Below are 18,168 nucleotides of genomic sequence, written 5' to 3'. Positions count from 1 at the left end.
TCTCGGCAGAGTTTCGGTTTTTTTCCAATGGAGTGAAATAAAATGTACATCAATATTACAGTCGATTTGTCTCGTTATCAAAGGAAGACGCTGGACCTGAGAGTCTCGGACCGGCAGCCGGTCAAACAGCTGATACGGACGGTCTGGACGATTGCCGGCATTCAGAAGGCGCCGCGAAGCGGATACTGGGTGCGCGTCGAAAATAAAGAACAAATGATTCGCGGTTTTGATATCTTAGGAGATAAAAGAATCTCGGACGGCGATAAGCTCACTGTATTGTGAAGGAGAACGATTATGGCACTTTCGAACAGCTTTTTTCAATCCGTACTGGACGCGGAGGCGGAGCAAAAGGACAATCTGTACAGGCTGACCTTTCAACGGGTCAAGATTCCGCTGCGGCATGTGGAAGAATTGGGCGTTCTGCAGAGTATTGAGGACGGTTTCAAAAGAGAAGCGGAAACGACCGAAGATGAAGTCGTGATCACAGCCGAGAAAGATTCGGAACTGCGGAGCTTTTCCGAACTGGAAACAGAAACGACGGTTGAACGGCTGATTTTTTCCAGCAACCTGATTCGTTTCTTTGAAAATGGCGGGCACTCCCGGATCGTTCCGATTTGTTTCCCGGAAAATCTCTTTTTTTCTCCCGGATTTCAGCCGGCCTTTCTTCATTACGGCGTCAGGGACAGCCTGCCGCCGGTTGCATTCGATGAGGAGAAGACGCTTCAGCATGTCAGGGCGGTCATCGCATTATTGTTTGACCCGTCAAACAGTTTTGATACATATGTCAAATTTGATTTTGCAACAAAATCAACACGGTTTGTAAAGGACCTTTTCCGCTGCAAAACATTTCACGCGCTGGCCGGCCTGGTGGAAAATGAGCGGAAAAAAGAACTGCTGCTGGAAAAAAAGAGCACGAGAATACCTAAAAAAAAGAATACGATCAAAAACGGACTTTTGATCGGCGGCATAGCCGTCCTTATTCCTCTTCTTATTTTGACGATTTATGCATTCTTCATTCAGCTCCCACGGGAGAGCCTTTTCGAGCAAGGCCATGAGTTTTTCCTGCAGAACCGCTACAGCGATGTTGTGACGGTCTTAAGTCCGGTTGCCTATAATCATATGCCGAATGTTGTCCGTTATGAATTGGCCGTTTCTTATGTGAAAAACGAACCGCTGACGGATACGCAGCACACCAATATTTTGAATAACCTGACCCTCCAAAGCAACACGCTCTACTATCAGTACTGGATTCAGGTCGGACGCGGCGATACGGCCGGTGCGCTGAATACGGCGAAATCGCTCAATGACCGTACGCTGACGGCTTACGCACTAATTAAAGAAAAACTGGCGGTTCAGAACAATATGTCGATGAGCGGCAGTGCCAAGGCACAGCAGCTGCAGACGATTAATTCCGAACTGTCCCAGTATAAGGATATAACGCAAGGGCAGAAAAGTACGTCGGGAAGCAGCACTTCAGGGAGCGGGAGCAGTTCCGCGAACGTTTCTGCCGCCGGCAGCAGCCAGCAGGGCGCAAGCACGCAAAGCGGAACGTCATCGCCGAACCAGCCGGCGAAGAATCAAAAAAGCACGCAGAATACACAAAGCAGCGGCGGATCATCCGGCAAGACGCAGACCGGCAGCCATTAGCTTCAGGCAAGGGCATCGGGTCTGAAAAATGAAAATTTGCTGAAAGGAGGAGGAAGCCCTTTGGAAAGGCTATGGCTTTTTACAAAAGAACACTATCAGCTGATTAACCTGCAGCTTTTTCATAAGAAAGACGTGGTTATCGGCGACGAATTGAAAGATACGATCACCATTCCGGTCCGATTCAGCCAAAAAATGACGGTGAAGTGGGATGGCGGGGAAAAAATGTGGATGCTGATCAATCAGGACTCACGGTCGTACCTGACTGCCGATCGCCGCGAGATTGTCCGCAATGAAGCGGATGAGCGGCTGGAGCTGGTCTATCAGAATGCGGATCCGGAATCCGCCGGCTATTACATCGGGCACAGACTTCAAGTGTCGGCTGCCGGGGAAGGTGCTGATTTTTCCTTCCCGCAGTATGAAGGCGAAGCCGGTTTTCTTTTGATCAGAGAGAGGGACAGATGGCGTGCACGGCCGGATTCCGAAATCCGTCCCGTGTTTGTCAACGGGGAAAGGGTACACGGCAGTGCGCTTTTACAGACAGGCGACGTCGTTTCATGGGGATTGAACGAATGGACGCTGAAGTCGCCGGATTTAATCGTCCTGACTTCGGGAGAAGCCTGTCAGACAGAGCTTGTCCCCGCCCGCAGCCCGCAGACCCTGTTAGCTGAAAAGTATCCGAACTATCAGAGGATGCCGAGACTCATCTATGAACGCCCGAAGGTCAAAGTCAAGTTTTCCTGGCCGGCGGATTTGGAGAAAAACGGCCGCCATAATCTGTGGATAACGATTCTGCCGCCTCTTGTTATGCTCATCGTGATGTCGATCGTGCTGATTGTTCAGCCAACCGGCATTTATATGCTCCTCTCGATCGTCATGTTTCTTTCGACAATCTTCACGTCCGGTTATCAATATATGAGAGAATCGAAGCACGCGAAGGAGCATCAGAAAGAACGGAAGGCCAACTATACCGGCTACCTTCGGGAAAAGCGGGAAGAACTGAATCGGCTGTACGAAAAGCAGAGATCTGTGCTGCGTTACCAGTTCCCGGACAGCGCTAAGCTGAAAGAACTTGCCTTCCGGCTGAGCCCGCGGATCTGGGAGCGCAGCCGGACAGACGATGATTTTCTGGAAATGAGGCTGGGCAGCACGACTCTGCCTGCTGATTATGAAATTCAGGGCAGCGATCAGGAGCTTTCCAACCGCTCGTTTGACGAACTTTATCTGGAAGCGAAGACGATTGTGGATCACTATCGCCGGGTTGACGATGTGCCGCTGACCATCCGGCTGCTGGACGGGCCGGTCGGGATTGTCGGAAAACATTCGATCATCCGCAAGGCCGTCCAGCAGATGATGCTGCAGCTGGCTTTTTTTCACAGCTACCATGACCTGCGTTTTGTTGTTTTTTTTGATGAAGAGGAGTACGCGGAATGGGCCTGGCTGAAATGGCTGCCGCATCTGAAAAGCCTGAGCACCCGGGGACGGAACATGATCTACAGCGAGCAGACGAGGGATCTGCTGCTCTCGGGTATCTATGAGCTGCTGAAAGAGCGGCAGCATACGGAAAATAAGGAAAAGAGACTTTTTTTGCCGCATATCGTCTTTATCGTCGCGTCGGACCGGCTGATTCACGAACATGAAATCGTGGAGTTCCTCAACAAGGATTTTACGGAGATCGGAGCCGGTTCCATTTTTCTGGCCAACAGCAAAGATGATCTGAATGAGAACGTGAATACGGTCGTCCGCTGTGTAAACGAGCATGAGGGAGACGTGATGATTCTGGACAAAGTGGCGAACGGTCAGAAGTTCAAGCTGGATCCGTTTACTAAAGACGGAAATGAACGGTTTTCCCGTTTTCTGGCTTCGCTCAAGCACACGACCCGATTCACCAATTCGATTCCGGGAAGTGTATCCTTTCTGGAAATGATGCATGCGGAGGACGTCGGCGATCTGCAAATCCGCCGGCGCTGGGCCGAACACGACCCGATTCAGTCGCTTGCCGTGCCGATCGGCCTGCGCGGCAGGAATGATCGGCTGGAACTGAACCTTCATGAAAAGGCGCACGGACCGCACGGGCTGCTGGCGGGTACGACGGGATCCGGAAAAAGCGAGCTGCTGCAGTCTTACATTCTGTCGCTGGCTGTCAATTTTCATCCGTATGATGTGGCCTTCCTTTTGATCGACTTCAAGGGCGGCGGCATGGCCCGGCTTTTTGAAAAACTGCCGCATCTGCTCGGAACGATGACAAATATCAACGATGAAAAGAACTTCAGCGAACGGGCGCTGGCAGCGGTGAAAAGTGAATCGCGCCGGCGGCAGAAGCTGTTTTCCCAATATAACATTAATCATATTGACGACTATAAGCTGCTGTATAAGCAGGGGAAAGTCCAGGTGCCGATGCCTCACCTGTTCATTATTTCCGATGAGTTTGCGGAACTTAAGAAGGAGGAGCCGGACTTTATCCGCGAGCTGGTGACGACAGCGCGGATCGGCCGCAGCCTGGGGATTCACCTGATTCTGGCGACGCAGAAGCCTGCCGGAGTCGTGGATGATCAGATCCGCAGCAACTCGCGGTTTAAAATAGCCCTGCGCGTGCAGGATGCGGCCGACAGCAATGACATACTGGGCAACAGCGACGCGGCTGAATTGAAACAGGTCGGCCGCGGCTACCTGCAGGTCGGAAACAACGAGATGTATGAACTTTTTCAGTCCGCCTGGAGCGGGGCGCCTTATGAGAAAAATATCTATACATCCGAGGATGACGTCTTCTATGTCAAGGACACCGGCCTGTATCCGATTTCCGAGGTGCACGCGAAATCGCAGGTCCAGGCGAAAAAGGAAACGGAGCTTGAAGCAGTCGTGCAGGCAATCGCCGGGCTTTGCGCCGAGATGGGCCTGAAACGGCTGCCGAGTCCGTGGCTTGCGCCGCTGCCTGTTCATCTTGTCCGGCCGGCAGCATTAAAAGAAGAAGGCGATCTGTACGCCGTCGGCCTGGCGGACCATCCGGAAACGCAGAAACAGACGCCCGTATACCTGCACCTGCAAAAAGCGAAAAATATGGCGATATTCGGTGCGTCCGGGTTTGGGAAAACGACCACTATTTCCTCTTATCTGCTGGCGGCCGCCAGGCGCTATTCAGCGGACGACGTGCAATTTTATCTGTTCGATTTCGGCAGCGGCGGCCTGCTGCCTCTTAAGAAGCTTCACCATACCGGCGATTACTTCCGGCTTGATGAAGAGGAAAAGACCGGGAAGTTCGCCAAATGGCTGAATCAGGAAATTCAGCGGCGCAAAGATCTGCTGCGTCGCACGGGCGTGCCGAATGTCGAACTCTACAACGGGCAGGGGACGGAAAAACTGCCGTACCTGAAAATAATCGTCGACAATTTTGAAGCACTGAGAGAGGAAGCGTCCGAATTGGAGGAATCCTTCATCCGCTGGGCTCGGGAGGGCGGCAGCCTCGGTTTCCAGTTCATCCTGTCCGTCTCGCGCGCCAACGGTATTCGGCCGAATCTGCTGACCAGTCTGCCCGTCCGCCTGTCTCATTATATGGTGGATCAATCGGAATTCTATACAATATTCAGCGGCTCAGTCAAGAAAACGGTTGATGCCATCCCCGGACGTGCTCTGATCATGACGGAAGAGCTGGAGAGCATCCAGGCCTATCTGCTGTTCGAAGCCGGCACGGCCGGTGCGCAGCTGAAGGCAGTACGGGAAGAAGTTGATGCATGCAACCGGATTCATCCGGAGAGCGGGACGATCTACCGTGTGCCGATGCTGCCGGAAACTTTGGAAGTCTCTCAATTCCTTCAGGATAAAAAAATGCAGGCGGACCGTATTTACCTCGGTCTGGATGCGGAATCCGTCGAACCGCTCGGCATTTCCGGCCGGCAATTGACTACCTTCATGATTGTCGGCGACCCGGGCAAGGGCAAGACCAATGCAATCCGGCTCTTTCTCAAGCAGATCGCGCGTTCCGGCCGGACAGTGATCGCAGTCAGCGATTCCGAGGAACTGGCCTTTGCCAAGGCGGCCGAACGCCATGGCTGGATGTATCTGGAAGATGCCGCATCGATTGAGCTGTATGCCGATCAGCTGGAGAATGCGTTTGCTGCGAGGGAAAGGGAAGTCAGGGAAAAAATGCTGGAAACGGGGCAGACGCGTGCGGAAATCGCAGAGGCCTATTCCCCCTATTATTTATTAATTGACGGTCTGGACACATTTCTCCGCAGGATAGACAGCCGTTTGCAGACAAGAATCGTTCAACTGATCAAGCGTTTTGCCTCGCTCGGCTTTTACGTGATTGCTGCCGGCAATCAGACGGAATGGAAGGGCTATGATCCGATCGTTGCCGAACTGAAGAATACAAAGGACGCGCTCCTGCTCATTCGGAAAAGCGATCAGTCCCTATTTACATTGCCTTTTGCGAACAAGGAACCCGTGCTTGAGACCGGATTCGGTTATTTGCTGCATCAGGGACAGGACCGCCGCGTGATGATCCCGCGGACGGACGCGCCCGCCTTTGATACAGCGAACAGATGAAATTTTGAAAATAAACGGTCGCATCGCGATTTCATTAAAAAGGAGCTCTTCAGGATGGACGAGAATAGAAAAAGCCGCTGGATAAAATGGGGGTCGCTGATTCTCGCTTTTGTGCTCATCGTCGGCATTTCGGCCGCGCTGCCGCGCTACCTGACGCCGTCGCCGCAGCAGCCTGCCGTGAAGAAGGGAAAGGCGGCGCAGACAATCGTGCCTTCCGTGCCGAAAACCGGCCATATCGCGCTGGTCAATGAGGATCAGGGTGCCGATTTCAACGGCCAGAAACTGGATCTCGGCAATCAGATCGTGCCGCTCTTTTCCGATCAGGACAATTATCAGTGGGAAACCGTCGACCGCAGTGTCGCCGACAGCGGATTAAGTCAAGGCAGCTATCAGGCTGTTTTCTATATTCCTTCGAATTTCACTAAGAATATCCTGACATTTGAGAATCAAAAGCCAAGCACGGCAATCATTTCCTATCGGGCGGATCCGAAACTGACCGCCGCAGACGCCGCGAAAGTCCAGACCGAGTTTGAAAAGGTCAGGGGGACCCTGAACCAGCAGTTTTCCAAAATATACTGGCGGTTCATTTCAGACCGGATCAATTACATAAACGGAAATTTTGCGGGCGTCCTGCAGAAGGAACAGCAGTACCTGCAGGCCATGTCCGATTTTTATAAACCGTCGTCCCTGAATATGGCGCAGATCTTTAACACGCAGCTGGACGAAATCAATCAGCTGCTTGCCGAAACCGGCCAGGCGGAAAAAACGACGGCCGGCAAACAGCTGACGCTGACCGATACAAAGGCACAAATCAGCCGGCAGCTGGACGCACTGAACACATTCAATGACCAGCTCAAGAAACAGATTCAGACGATGGATCAGACGCGAATGGAAAATGAGAAACTGGTAACGGATGCCTCGACCAAAACTCAGACCAGTCTGAACGATATGCTTGCCCAGTATCAGCAGGGAGTGTCCGGTTTAGGAAATCAAACGGCTGGAGCAGGGGATCTTTCTCTAACGCCGGAACTTACTCAGCTGGATCAATTGAACAGTTATTTTACGGACGGGACACAGCTGTTTAATAACTTTCAGAATTTAGGTCAAGATAACGAAGATCAAATCACGGCTGTCTTTAATGGCACGAAAACATATACTCAAAATATATACCGGCAAATAGCTCTTGATACTTTCCGTCAGGTTACTAATAATCTGGCAGGCCAGATTCTGTCGAACGGAGAAAATAAATTGAGTGACGCGAAGACAGCCCTGGAGCAAACAGGCGTTTCATCCGGGAGCGGAACGGGCAGTTCTGCAGGCGATTCGACCGGGGCCGGTACGGGAAGCCCGACAAACGGATCGACCGGGAATGGGACGGGCAGTTCTGCAGGCGATTCAACCGGTACGGGAAGCCCGACAGGCGGATCGGCTGGGAATGGGACAGGCAGTTCGACAGACAATCCATCTAATAATGATCAAGCGGCATATGATAAAGTCGTCAAGGCGATTACGGATTTACAGACTGAAATTACAAAAAATACGACATATGCAAGCATTCCCGATTTTTCTTCAATTACAGCCACAATTAATGGAATAGATTTCTCCGGCGGTACAACCTACTCGGAAGACAATCTATTGAACTATTACAAGACACTGAGTGCAGTTGCTGATGGTATGGACATTTATGTTCAATTGAACGGCAGCGATATGCAATCCGCATTTGATAACAATACGACGAGTGATGCCATCAACACGGATGAAAAAGTTCAAAATGATCTCACAAATCTTAATGTTCAGTATGATAATGCTAAAAAATTGGGTCAGGCACTTGACAGCAATGCAAGTGCCGTAAACGGAACCGTCTCGGGGCTGAACACAGATCTGGGACAGTTGAATAACGCAACCGGATCGATTACCGGATCCATTAAAAGCAAGGACGGAGTCATTCAAAATTTTTACAGCGTGACACAGCAGCAAAAAGCAGATCTGCAAACAGCGGAGAATGTGCTGGCGAATAACATGGCCAACACGCAGCAACTGACGGCGGACATTATCAAGCCGCTTCAGACTTCCAATCCGGACATCAGCATTGCCGATACCGGCAGCGGCATCGCCGTGACGCTTCAGGATAATAATTTTGATCAGCTGAATATGATTGATCAGGGCATCCAGAACATCTCAGACAATGAAACGCTGATTCTGAAGGATTCAAAAGACGTGCAGTCGATGGTCAACGGCGTTCAGGGCAGCGCCGGCCGGCTGAGCAACTCATGGGGGCAGAATGTCACGGCGACCGCTGAGCTGAAAAACGCGGTTGCTCAGACGCTCGGCAATACGGGCGAGCCCGGCAACCGCAATCAGAATGTTTACCAGCAGCTGTCGAGTCCGGTCGGTCTCGCCGGACTGGCTGCCGGGAATGTGAACAACGTTTCACCCGGCCCGGCTCAGCAATCGGCGGCGGCCGACAGCAGTACACCTGCGTCTCCCGTTCAGCAGCCTTTTCTTACCCTGCTTGCCGTGCTGATCGCCAGTATTTTGACCGGTTATTTCAGCTATCATTACCGCAGCCTGGGCAAGATGACGAACGGACTGATTACGACTCTGCTCGCACTGATCAGTTCCGCCGCCATCATCTACTACGGCGCGGTGCAGTACGGGCTGACCGGTGCGGCGACGATCATGTGGAGCGTCTTCACATTCGGGCTGATCGCGCTTATGTCCGCATGGATCGGGGAGGCTTACCGGCTGTCTGAGATTGCCGGCGTTCTGCTTACATCGGCGCTGGTCGTTTTCTTTACGCTGCCTTTGCTGAAAAACAGCATGGACGGTTTCGCTTTTCAGAATCCGGCCGCCGACGTGTACCTCTCGATCGCAAACAGTCAGGGCTATCTTCCGTTCCTGAAAGGGATTCTGGCAATTGCACTTTTGACGGTTCCGGTATTTGCCGTGATCGGAACGAGAGCGATCATACGCCACGTAAGAGAGGAGAAGGCGCATGAGACTGAAATTTTTTAAAATGCTGCTGCCGGCGAGTGCTGTCCTGCTGTCATTTATTGTTGTTTCCGGCTACGGGAATGAAAATATCAGGCAGGACAAGGTCACGCCGAACCGTCTCAGCAAACCGCAGACGCAGATCAACCCGAGCGAGATCGATGTGACAATCGACGGGCCCTACCGGAAAATACCGGCGGAGGTCAGAAAACTGACATTTACTGAGCCACGCCAAAGAGATAACCTTGTCAAGAATCTGTTTTTGACGCCGGATAAAAATCAGAAAGCGGACGTTAAAACAGCGGCCGCCAAGCTGTTTAAATGATATAGGGAAAACGGAGATGAGGAGGCGTTCCATTGGGAGAATCAATATGGGATTCGATCGGCAATTTTTTGGGAATCGGCGTGACGGATGCCGAGCGCAAGCGCGCGAAATATGATCAGCTTCGCCAGCAATTAGATGCTTATATCAGCCGGGCGGAAGACGATCTTCATCAGATCTCCGGGCATACAGGCAGCTACATGGGCGTACATCCTGTGCCGAAAACCAAGATCCCGGGAATCGAATTCAGTGCCGCGCGGGAAAGGACGGACGAGCGGCTGCAGGCGAAACTGCATACTTTGAGGACAAAACTGGATGAGGCGAAGGAAGCCAGAGCGGGGGCGGAAAGGGCCTATGCTCATTACAAATATTTAGCCGCGGAAGAAGACAAGAAGAAGGGGTGACATAAAACGATGGGAAAAGCCGGCAATAATCAAGTGGAAATCAGAGGTCCGCAACTGGGAGAAGCGATAAAATGCATGAAAACGATCGACGCCGCGCTGCACACCGCACTTTCGCAGGGTGAGGCACTGAAGTCGGATATTGACGGACAGCCCGACTGGACTGGGAAAAATAAACTGGCTTTTTCAGCCTTCATGGATATTCTGCTGCAGTATCAGCGCCAAGTCACGAAGATTGCTTCGCAGCATGCAGCGTCCCTCCAGTCTCTGCAAAAAGATATTGCCGCTTTTTCCGGAACGGATGAAGTGTCGAAAATAAAGGGGCTGTGAATATGGGAGATCAACGGCTGACGCTTGACGGACTGACACCGGCCGAGCTCTATGTGCTCGGAACGGCTGCGGATGTGCATGATTTATTCGGCCTTCCGGAACAGGAACTGCTGGCGATGCTTGATATGAAGATTTTTATCAAGGCCAAAAGATCGCTGCAGAGGAAGAAGATCCTGACGGATGCGGGCGGGCTGACTGAGCAGGCGGTTTTACTCATTGAAATGCTGAAAATCTATGCGGACAGTCCGGCCTATGTCCGGATCAACGATCAGATGGCGGCGTTCAGAAAAGAGAGGAGCAGGGATCTGATTGTGCTGACCGAGCAGGAACCGTGGCGCAGTTACCGGCTGGAGATCCTGCCGAAAAGCCTGCTTGTTACCGGGCTTTTTCAGGCGCATCCCTTCCTGAACCGCAAACCGACTGAGGAAGAACAGCGGTTTTTACTGAAGGAAATCACAGCCGAGGAAAAAAAGCTGTGGGCATCCATCTCTGTGAATCAAACCGATCTTTTAGCGATGGAATGGATGCCGAAGGAAAAATCGGGCTATCTGAGGCCCTATTCCCACTTTCTCTATGTACCGGTTGAAAATCAGCTCTTCCGGACAGATGTTGTCAGCCAGAAGACACGAAAGGCCAGCCTGTTTTATCTCTACAAGGAGCTGTTTGACTGGCTGGACATTCCTTACGGACAGGAGGCGCATGCCCGATGACGATGATGGCGGAAGGCGGGGGCGGAGAGATCTCCCTGAATCCCGATGAACTGCAGCGCTTTGCCGAACGGGCCCAGTCGATCGGCGGTCTTTTTCAAAATCGGATCCGGCCGGAGATCGAACGGCTGAGCGGTCTCGGATATTATACTCAGGGAGAGGCTGCCGACGCGTTTGCCCACTACCGGCAGGCGCTGGAGAAAATGATGGATGTCGGCGACTTCTACTATCGGGCGGCGCAGATACTGGCGCTCGTAGCGGAAATCATGAGCGGCCAGGACGAGGCGCTGGCCGCCGCAATCAATGAAGGGCGGTGACGGAAAGCATGGGAGAGGATGTTTCCTACCGGAGCGCTTCATGGGACGACATGGGCCGGGCGATCGCTCAAATTTCAGGCTGGGGCGGCGCGCTGGAGCGCATGCGCCAGGTGGACCGGACCCTTCAGCAGATCCAGAAGGCGATCGACGATCTGGACGAGGACCGGCGCCTCTGGTTTTCGTACAAAAGCCAGGCTGGGGCGCTCGACAAACTGGGCCAGGACTACCGGAAGTTGGGCACGTTTACGGGTGAAGCAGGCGACGCGGTTAACCGCCAGATCGATGATCCCTTTTACAAGCAGATGGACGCCTTTGCCGCGGAAATGGCGCAGGTTTCGATCAGCCAGTATCACACCCGGAACACGCTGAACGTTAAGGAATACCAAGCAGCCAGTCCGCTCGCCTCCGTCGCCGCCTATGAGCCAGTGACGAAACAGTCGATTACGTTCGACGATCTCTTTAACAGCAGCAGCCTGATGGCTGCCTCGCTGAAAAAGGAATACGAGTCCTACCGGGCCGCGGCCGGAAAACAGGCGGGAGACGTGACTTTCGACCAGTACAAAGAGAGCATCCAGTACAGCCGCGGCTTCGACTACCAATCGATCAAAGACAAGCAGATGGACCAGGAGTTCTGGGTGAACCTCGGCATCGGAGCGGCGGTTGTCATCCTGACGATCGCCTGCCCGCCGGCCGGGATCGCCGCGGGTGCCGCCTATGGGGCGATGCAGCTGGCCGATGCGGCCACCGGAACGAGCCTGATCTCCGGGCGGAAACTGAGCGCGGAAGAGCGGGTCACGGAGGGCGTCTTCGGCGTGCTGGACGTGATCCCCGCTTTCAAGGCCGCCGGTGCTTTCAGCGCAATCGGCCGTCTAGGTACAAAGGGCGTGACGACTCTGGGCGACCTGACGAAAACGATGGGCCGGGCATCCGGAAGGCGGCTGATCCAGCTGAAACAGATCAGCCGTGCAGGGATAGACAGCGTGAAACAAGCCGCGGCCAACGCGGGAGACCGGCTTTCCCTGAGCGGCCTGCAGCCGGAGTTTGCCGGGGCTCCGGGGGTTGGCGGTGCAGGCGGCGGAGAGAGCTTGATTCAGAATGTCAAAAGCACATTCCGGCAAATGGCGTCTAAGGAAGGTGTCAATCCCCAGATCAATTATAGTAAAATAGAGGATGTTCAGGGGGCTGAGAAAGCTAGTACTACAGTAGATAATATTTTACGAAAAACAAAGTGTACAAATTCGGATTTACAGGTTTATTTAAAGAGTATTAATAGTGATTTAGCAGATGAATATTTAAAGATGGGAAAATGGCCAGAGAAAGTACAAATTCCTAAGTCACCAGAAGTATTAAAACCTAATGGCAGGATTGATTGGTCACAGGTACCAAACGATGGATTTAAACTTAATGAAAAAGGGAATCCCATCAAAAAGCCTTATATACCTAAAGTTGGAGAAGTCATTGATAGATATGGTCCGGCTGACGGGAGATTTACTTCGCCAGTTATTGATGGAAAACCATACTCTTATGAACAACGCTCATTACCTTATTTGGAAGATGAGTCGAAATATCATCAATATAAAATTACTAGAGACTTTAATAATATTAAATCGTATATAGAGAATTGTTCAAATGAAAAACTAAAAGCTGCTATTGAAGGATATATGTCAAAATATTCATTAACAGTTGATGATTTAGTTATTGAAAAGGGAGAAATAGCTCCGGGTTTTGGCTCGATAGGAGGCGGGATACAATATCAATTACCTTTGCCTATAAAAATGTTAGAGAATTTGGGTATGATAGAAAAATTATTTTGATCCATACAAGGGGGAAAAGAGAATGAATGTAGAAGAAACAAAAATGATCATTCAAAAAGAAGGCCTGAAGAACTATTGCTTTTTTTGCGATAGATCTCCAAACGAGAGAGAGGTAGTTATTCAAAAATCAGGGAAAAAATGGGCAGTGTATACGTGTGATGAGAGAGCAGCTAAGATAGGAGAGCAAATATATAATAATGAAAGTGATGCATTAGAAGATTTCGTTAAAAGATTAAGGGGAGACAAATTAGTCAGAGAATATTATGGCGATTCGCTATAAATGTTTAGAATTGTTTATTAGCAATAAGTGGACGATTTGGGGAAGCCTGATAGGTTTAGATCATAGCTTACAAAAATAAATTGATTTTCTACTTAATTCAACGAGAAACTACCTAATAGATTATTTGTAAATAACATTAAATACGACTCTCTACATTATCTTGGCTAAAGCCTCACGAAAGCAGTGATATTGACAGCACTTTAATCATCTATGCATGCTATCTTGCCAGTTTCCGATAGTACTGGAGTTCACGTGCCAATCATTCTTTTGGTGCGTTTTTATTTACATTAATATCGGCCGGAGACGCGATTAGCTAACCACAATGTAGGTAAATGGACACGGAATTCTGGGCCAATCTCGCCATCACAGCAGGCATCATCATCCATCATCATCCCCGCCATCGCCGGCCGGGATCGCCGCGGGTGCCGCTTACGGGGCGATGCAGTTGGCCGACCGGCCACCGGGACGAGCCTGATCTCCGGGCGGAAGCTGAGCACGGAAGAACGGGTCACAGAAGGCGTCTTCGGCGTGCTGGACGTGATCCCCGCTTTCAAGGCCGCCGGCGCTTTCAGCATGATCGGCAGGATGGGCACAAGGGACGTTACGCCCCTGGACGACCTGACGAAAACGATGGGCCAGGCGTCCGGAAGGCGGCTGATCCAGCTGAAACAGATCAGCCGTGCAGGGATAGACAGCGTGAAACAAGCCGCGGCCAACGCGGGAGACCGGCTTTCCCTGAGCGGCCTGCAGCCGGAGTTTGCCGGGGCTTCGGGGGTTGGTGCAGGCGGCAGAGAGAGTCTGATTCAGGATGTCAAAAGCATACTCAGGAAGTCAGTTATAGTAAGATAGAGGATGTTCAGGGTGCTAAGGGAACTGGTAAAGCTGTAGACGACATTATACGTGATGGTAGTCATATTGATAAGTTAGGACACCTAAAACCAAATAGTAAATATCAAACAGGTGAATATGAATATCTTTATGAAACAGATGGGTTAGGTCGATTAACTGATTTTAATGCAGATGAGTTGCAACTAACTACAAGAGAAGATAGACTTCCACACAATTCTAATACAGCTGGCAAGCAACCAGGAGATCATGCAGGACACATAGCAGGAGATAGGTTTGGTGGCTCTCCGGATTTAGATAATATGGTTTCACAGTCTAGCAAAGTAAATTTGAGCAAGTATAAGAAAATAGAGAATCAGCGGGCTAAGGCGCTGGAAGAAGGTAAAAAAGTGTCGGTTAATGTAAAAGTTAATTATAAAGATACTAGCCTAAGGCCAGATAGTTTTGATGTGGAGTATACAATTGATGGCATTTTTGATTCTATAACCATCAAAAATTAAATGTAAAGAGGTGGTAGATATGAAACAATTTGAGGACTATTTTGCTGAATTACAAACAGACATGGTATCAATTTCGTTGGAGTATGTAAATAACAAAGTGGACAATATATATATATATTGTTCTTATGAACCAGAAGCATATTATTTTAATGTGTTTTACAGAATTAATGGACAATTAGTTCATAAACATGAGTTAAATAATATTTCGAAAGAAGAATATGATATTTCTATTGAAAGGCAAAAAGCTTTAATGAAAATTGGAAGAGAAGATTTAGAAAGAATTCATGATATATGTAAAGAATATAAAAGAGAAATGCCAGCTGAAATGAAACTGTACTACGATGTCAAATTGAATAAATTACAAGGTAAATATCAATATGATTTGGTGTATTCTCAGACGGAAGATTTATTGCCCAATGATATTTTTAATAGTTGGTTTGAAGAAATTAGGGCAAATCAAAAAATTTGAATAGTTTTATAACTGATTAGAAAAATGTAAGCTTTCCACAATGGAAATGTTTGCTCGTGCTTTTTAGTAAGGTATGCAATCTTCAAAATATCAAGGTTATAAGAATTATAGTAATATAGCTCGCCAGTTAAGACGGTCACGGGTATAATGAACCCAAAGTTTTGGACAAAAATGAAGAAATGGTAAAGTGAATTTATAAAAAGGGAATCATATTCTAACAACCCTTTAAAGCTAAAACTTCACTCGAGATCCTGAAGGCGGAACAATATTTAAACGAATTGTTGTCCAAATACGGAGTCCGTGTCAATCAACTAAATCGTGGGAAAAAGATAGCCTTGAAACGGTTGCCTAACTGCGATCATTAATAGATATTTAATCGGATATCCAGATAATCCCATTTAATTTGTATAAAGAAACACCGTTCTTTTTTTTAATGACCTCTCAAACGTAATGCCTTTAACAATTGAGTGAATGAAATAATTTAGAGCATCTTATTGTCTATTGTGATGATAGGTGCTTTTTTCATTTGCACGCTTCATCGGTAAAGATCAACTGTCATATCGATCGTTCCTACCACATCAAAGTGAATGACTCTTTTAATTTCAATAATACGTCCTTAAACTAAAAATCATGAAGGTCGACTAAAGCACAATCCTAAGACTCCCAGGGGAACCTCGGCATCGGAGCAGCGGTTGTCATCCTGACGATCGCCTGCCCGCCGGCCGGGATCGCGGCGGGTGCCGCCTACGGGGCGATGCAGCTGGCCGACCGGCCACCGGGACGAGCCTGATCTCCGGGCGGAAGCTGAGCACGGAAGAGCGGGTCACGGAAGGCGTCTTCGGCGTGCTGGACGTGATCCCCGCTTTCAAGGCCGCCGGCGGCGCTTTCAGTGCGATCGGCCGGATGGGCACAAAGGGCGTGACGACCCTGTGCGATCTGACGAAAACGATGGGCCGGGCATCCGGAAGGCGGCTGATCCAGCTGAAACAGATCAGCCGTGCAGGGATAGACAGCGTGAAACAAGCCGCGGCCAACGCGGGAGACCGGCTTTCCCTGAGCGGCCTGCAGCCGGAGTTTGCCGGCGCTTCGGGGGTTGGCGGTGCAGGCGGCGGGGAGAGTCTGACTCAGAATGTCAAAAACACATTCCGGCAGATGGCATCTAAGGAAAGTGTCAATCCCCAGATCAATTATAGTAAAATAGAGGATGTTCAGGGGGAAAGTGGAGCTAGCGTAACGGGTAAGTTAGACTCAAATTTGGTAAGGAGTTACATTAGAGATATTGAGGCAAAAACAGGAAGGAAGTTGCCCCAAAATCAAATCGATGAACTAAAAAATGCATTAAGAAACAATCAATATATAAAAAAAACACCTGCTGAAACAAGAAAACTTAGAAGAGATTTTAATAAGATAAAAAATAAATTAATCTCAGAATGGGAAACTCAGACAGACCAAAAATGGCCAACATATTCAGAGGATGTAATCTCGGGGAAAACAGGAAAAATTATTAGAAGTAAAGGAGACCAATATGATGCTCATCATATAATTGAAAACACATATGGTGGAGACAGTACCTGGTGGAACATTCATCCCGCAAAATTTCCTGACGAACATCAGTTGGGTATTCATGGGAAGGATTCACCTGCTACTGTACTATTTAAAGGAGATGATAAAAGATGAAATTTGATTTTTTAAAAAAGGATCCTGATAATCGATTTTTTCCAGTTTCTAAAGAAGAAATAGGCGATGTTGAAAAAGAACTAAATTTGAAAATTCCGAGTGAATTAGTACAATTTTATAATGAGATCGGGTACGGATTTATTAAGAGTTCAAGCAATAATATAAATCGATTAATGGATCCTCTCTCATTAAGAGATTTCCGATTGAGAGAAAATGATTTTGAATTATATCCGGATATTGAAGCATATGAAGAATTAGAAGATGGTAAGTTAGTTTTTTTTGAAGCTAACGAAAGTACATTGATGTTAATAAGCTTTAGTAATGAAGATTGTGGGGCGATTTATTATGATGAGTATAAGATCGCTGATTCCTTGACCGAATTTTTAGAAAAACTAACTAAAAATGATTGTTATTATATGGATATAGTTGATTGAATAGTACTTCCATTACCCACAGATACACTTCTTGAAAAAGAAGAAAAAATGTGGAGAGTAGCTCTTCCAAAAAGCTATAAAGATTTTTTAAAAAAATACAATGGGGGTACCCCTGAGCATAAGTCTTTTTATACTCAAAATCATTTTTATGCGATAGATAGATAGATTTTTATGTGTTTTAGAAGAAACAGAAAACAATGAGTTTGGCATGTATGATATCGATGTGACTTTAACTCGTATCGAGGAGCGCCTTACAGATAATGAGGATCTGATTGGAGTAGATTTACTGCCAATTGCGATACTGTTTGCTGGGGATTATCTATGCCTGGATTATAGGATCTCAAAAAATCATCCAACTGTTTGTGTATGGGACCACGAAGAATCAGGAGAGTTGGATCCTATGATTTATTTCACTGCTAAAAGCCTCGAAGAATTCATAGGCATGCTATCGTAATTGCTCAACTTTCGCACACTGGTTTGAGTGGGTGAGCTTTGATTAGGTAAGGTTACTATCCATTTCGTAAGTTCGCTTTTTATATAAACTGTCTACTAATTTAATTAGCGAGAATCAAGTCATTAGTTTAGAAGATTTGAATTATGCGATTGATCAGAAAGTCGTATGATCGGTCTGAGAAAGGCTGACAACCCCCCGGCTGCCCTTAATAAAAAGCTCAGAGAATCCCGTCTCATACCACAAATCCGAATGATTTTCTGTTTAGTCGAGATGCGGTCGGAACCAAAACAGCCGGTCAGTCCCTTAAATCCTTACTAGTAGATCGATTCAAAATTAGTGTTTATATAGATGGTTTATGGTATCCTTGAAACAAGAAGATTCTGGGGAGAGGATACGATGCCATTCAAACGCCAAAAAGCAGCACTGCTGCTGACTCAAGA

The 18,168-nt window shown here is 48.6% G+C and carries 18 protein-coding genes; all 18 read left to right on the top strand.

The annotated features are described in order from the left end of the window. Positions 1 to 42: 42 nt before the first annotated feature. The 18 genes from yukD to OYT88_RS20830 all read left to right on the top strand — a co-directional run bounded on the left by yukD (position 43) and on the right by OYT88_RS20830 (position 17,728). Positions 43 to 282 carry an ESX secretion system protein YukD gene (yukD, locus tag OYT88_RS15065; protein WP_188802484.1) on the top strand — a complete coding sequence of 80 codons (240 nt, stop codon included), beginning with the start codon at positions 43 to 45 and terminating at the stop codon, positions 280 to 282. A gap of 12 nt (positions 283 to 294) precedes the next feature. After that, positions 295 to 1,647 (top strand): type VII secretion protein EssB, encoded by a 1,353-nt coding sequence (gene essB / locus OYT88_RS15060; protein ID WP_274401169.1) that lies wholly within the window; start codon positions 295 to 297, stop codon positions 1,645 to 1,647. A gap of 60 nt (positions 1,648 to 1,707) precedes the next feature. Beyond that, on the top strand, positions 1,708 to 6,186 hold the full coding sequence (essC, locus tag OYT88_RS15055; protein WP_274401168.1) for a type VII secretion protein EssC: 4,479 nt from the start codon (positions 1,708 to 1,710) through the stop codon (positions 6,184 to 6,186). A 54-nt stretch (positions 6,187 to 6,240) separates the two neighbouring features. Further along, positions 6,241 to 9,201 carry a type VII secretion protein EsaA gene (gene esaA, locus OYT88_RS15050; protein WP_274401167.1) on the top strand — a complete coding sequence of 987 codons (2,961 nt, stop codon included), beginning with the start codon at positions 6,241 to 6,243 and terminating at the stop codon, positions 9,199 to 9,201. Further along, entirely contained in the window at positions 9,182 to 9,502 is a 321-nt protein-coding gene (locus OYT88_RS15045; RefSeq protein ID WP_274401166.1) for a hypothetical protein, read from the top strand. The genes esaA and OYT88_RS15045 overlap by 20 nt, the downstream gene beginning before the upstream one ends. Positions 9,503 to 9,534: 32 nt before the next feature. Beyond that, positions 9,535 to 9,903 carry a hypothetical protein gene (locus OYT88_RS15040; protein WP_274401165.1) on the top strand — a complete coding sequence of 123 codons (369 nt, stop codon included), beginning with the start codon at positions 9,535 to 9,537 and terminating at the stop codon, positions 9,901 to 9,903. A 9-nt stretch (positions 9,904 to 9,912) separates the two neighbouring features. Beyond that, on the top strand, positions 9,913 to 10,230 hold the full coding sequence (locus OYT88_RS15035) for a hypothetical protein (RefSeq protein ID WP_274401164.1): 318 nt from the start codon (positions 9,913 to 9,915) through the stop codon (positions 10,228 to 10,230). Positions 10,231 to 10,232: 2 nt separating this feature from the next. Then, positions 10,233 to 10,940: a DUF5081 family protein gene (locus tag OYT88_RS15030; RefSeq protein ID WP_274401163.1), complete on the top strand. Its 708-nt coding sequence runs from the start codon at positions 10,233 to 10,235 to the stop codon at positions 10,938 to 10,940. Next, positions 10,937 to 11,254: a hypothetical protein gene (locus OYT88_RS15025; RefSeq protein ID WP_274401162.1), complete on the top strand. Its 318-nt coding sequence runs from the start codon at positions 10,937 to 10,939 to the stop codon at positions 11,252 to 11,254. Before OYT88_RS15030 ends, OYT88_RS15025 begins: the two co-directional genes overlap by 4 nt. 8 nt (positions 11,255 to 11,262) lie before the next feature. Beyond that, positions 11,263 to 13,068: a TNT domain-containing protein gene (locus OYT88_RS15020; RefSeq protein ID WP_274401161.1), complete on the top strand. Its 1,806-nt coding sequence runs from the start codon at positions 11,263 to 11,265 to the stop codon at positions 13,066 to 13,068. A gap of 22 nt (positions 13,069 to 13,090) precedes the next feature. After that, positions 13,091 to 13,348 (top strand): Imm59 family immunity protein, encoded by a 258-nt coding sequence (locus OYT88_RS15015; RefSeq protein WP_188802495.1) that lies wholly within the window; start codon positions 13,091 to 13,093, stop codon positions 13,346 to 13,348. A gap of 528 nt (positions 13,349 to 13,876) precedes the next feature. Continuing rightward, on the top strand, positions 13,877 to 14,197 hold the full coding sequence (locus OYT88_RS15010) for a hypothetical protein (RefSeq protein ID WP_274401331.1): 321 nt from the start codon (positions 13,877 to 13,879) through the stop codon (positions 14,195 to 14,197). Further along, a complete protein-coding gene (locus OYT88_RS15005) occupies positions 14,194 to 14,694 on the top strand; it encodes a DNA/RNA non-specific endonuclease (protein ID WP_274401318.1) in 501 nt (166 codons plus the stop codon). Before OYT88_RS15010 ends, OYT88_RS15005 begins: the two co-directional genes overlap by 4 nt. A gap of 19 nt (positions 14,695 to 14,713) precedes the next feature. Beyond that, complete coding sequence (locus OYT88_RS15000; RefSeq protein ID WP_274401160.1) at positions 14,714 to 15,163, top strand: DUF600 domain-containing protein; 450 nt, start codon at positions 14,714 to 14,716, stop codon at positions 15,161 to 15,163. 1,014 nt (positions 15,164 to 16,177) lie between these two features. After that, entirely contained in the window at positions 16,178 to 16,840 is a 663-nt protein-coding gene (locus OYT88_RS14995) for a hypothetical protein (RefSeq protein WP_274401159.1), read from the top strand. After that, complete coding sequence (locus OYT88_RS14990; RefSeq protein ID WP_274401158.1) at positions 16,837 to 17,274, top strand: SMI1/KNR4 family protein; 438 nt, start codon at positions 16,837 to 16,839, stop codon at positions 17,272 to 17,274. The genes OYT88_RS14995 and OYT88_RS14990 overlap by 4 nt, the downstream gene beginning before the upstream one ends. Before the next feature lie 48 nt (positions 17,275 to 17,322). Continuing rightward, positions 17,323 to 17,439, top strand: coding sequence for an SMI1/KNR4 family protein (locus OYT88_RS20835; protein ID WP_338000557.1), 117 nt, complete (start codon positions 17,323 to 17,325; stop codon positions 17,437 to 17,439). 43 nt (positions 17,440 to 17,482) lie between these two features. Then, positions 17,483 to 17,728 (top strand): SMI1/KNR4 family protein, encoded by a 246-nt coding sequence (locus OYT88_RS20830; RefSeq protein ID WP_338000556.1) that lies wholly within the window; start codon positions 17,483 to 17,485, stop codon positions 17,726 to 17,728. The last annotated feature ends 440 nt before the right edge of the window (positions 17,729 to 18,168 follow it).

The sequence above is a fragment of the Sporolactobacillus sp. CQH2019 genome, assembly GCF_028765345.1.
GTDB lineage: Bacteria > Bacillota > Bacilli > Bacillales > Sporolactobacillaceae > Sporolactobacillus.
This window is presented reverse-complemented; position numbering and strand designations above follow the sequence as displayed.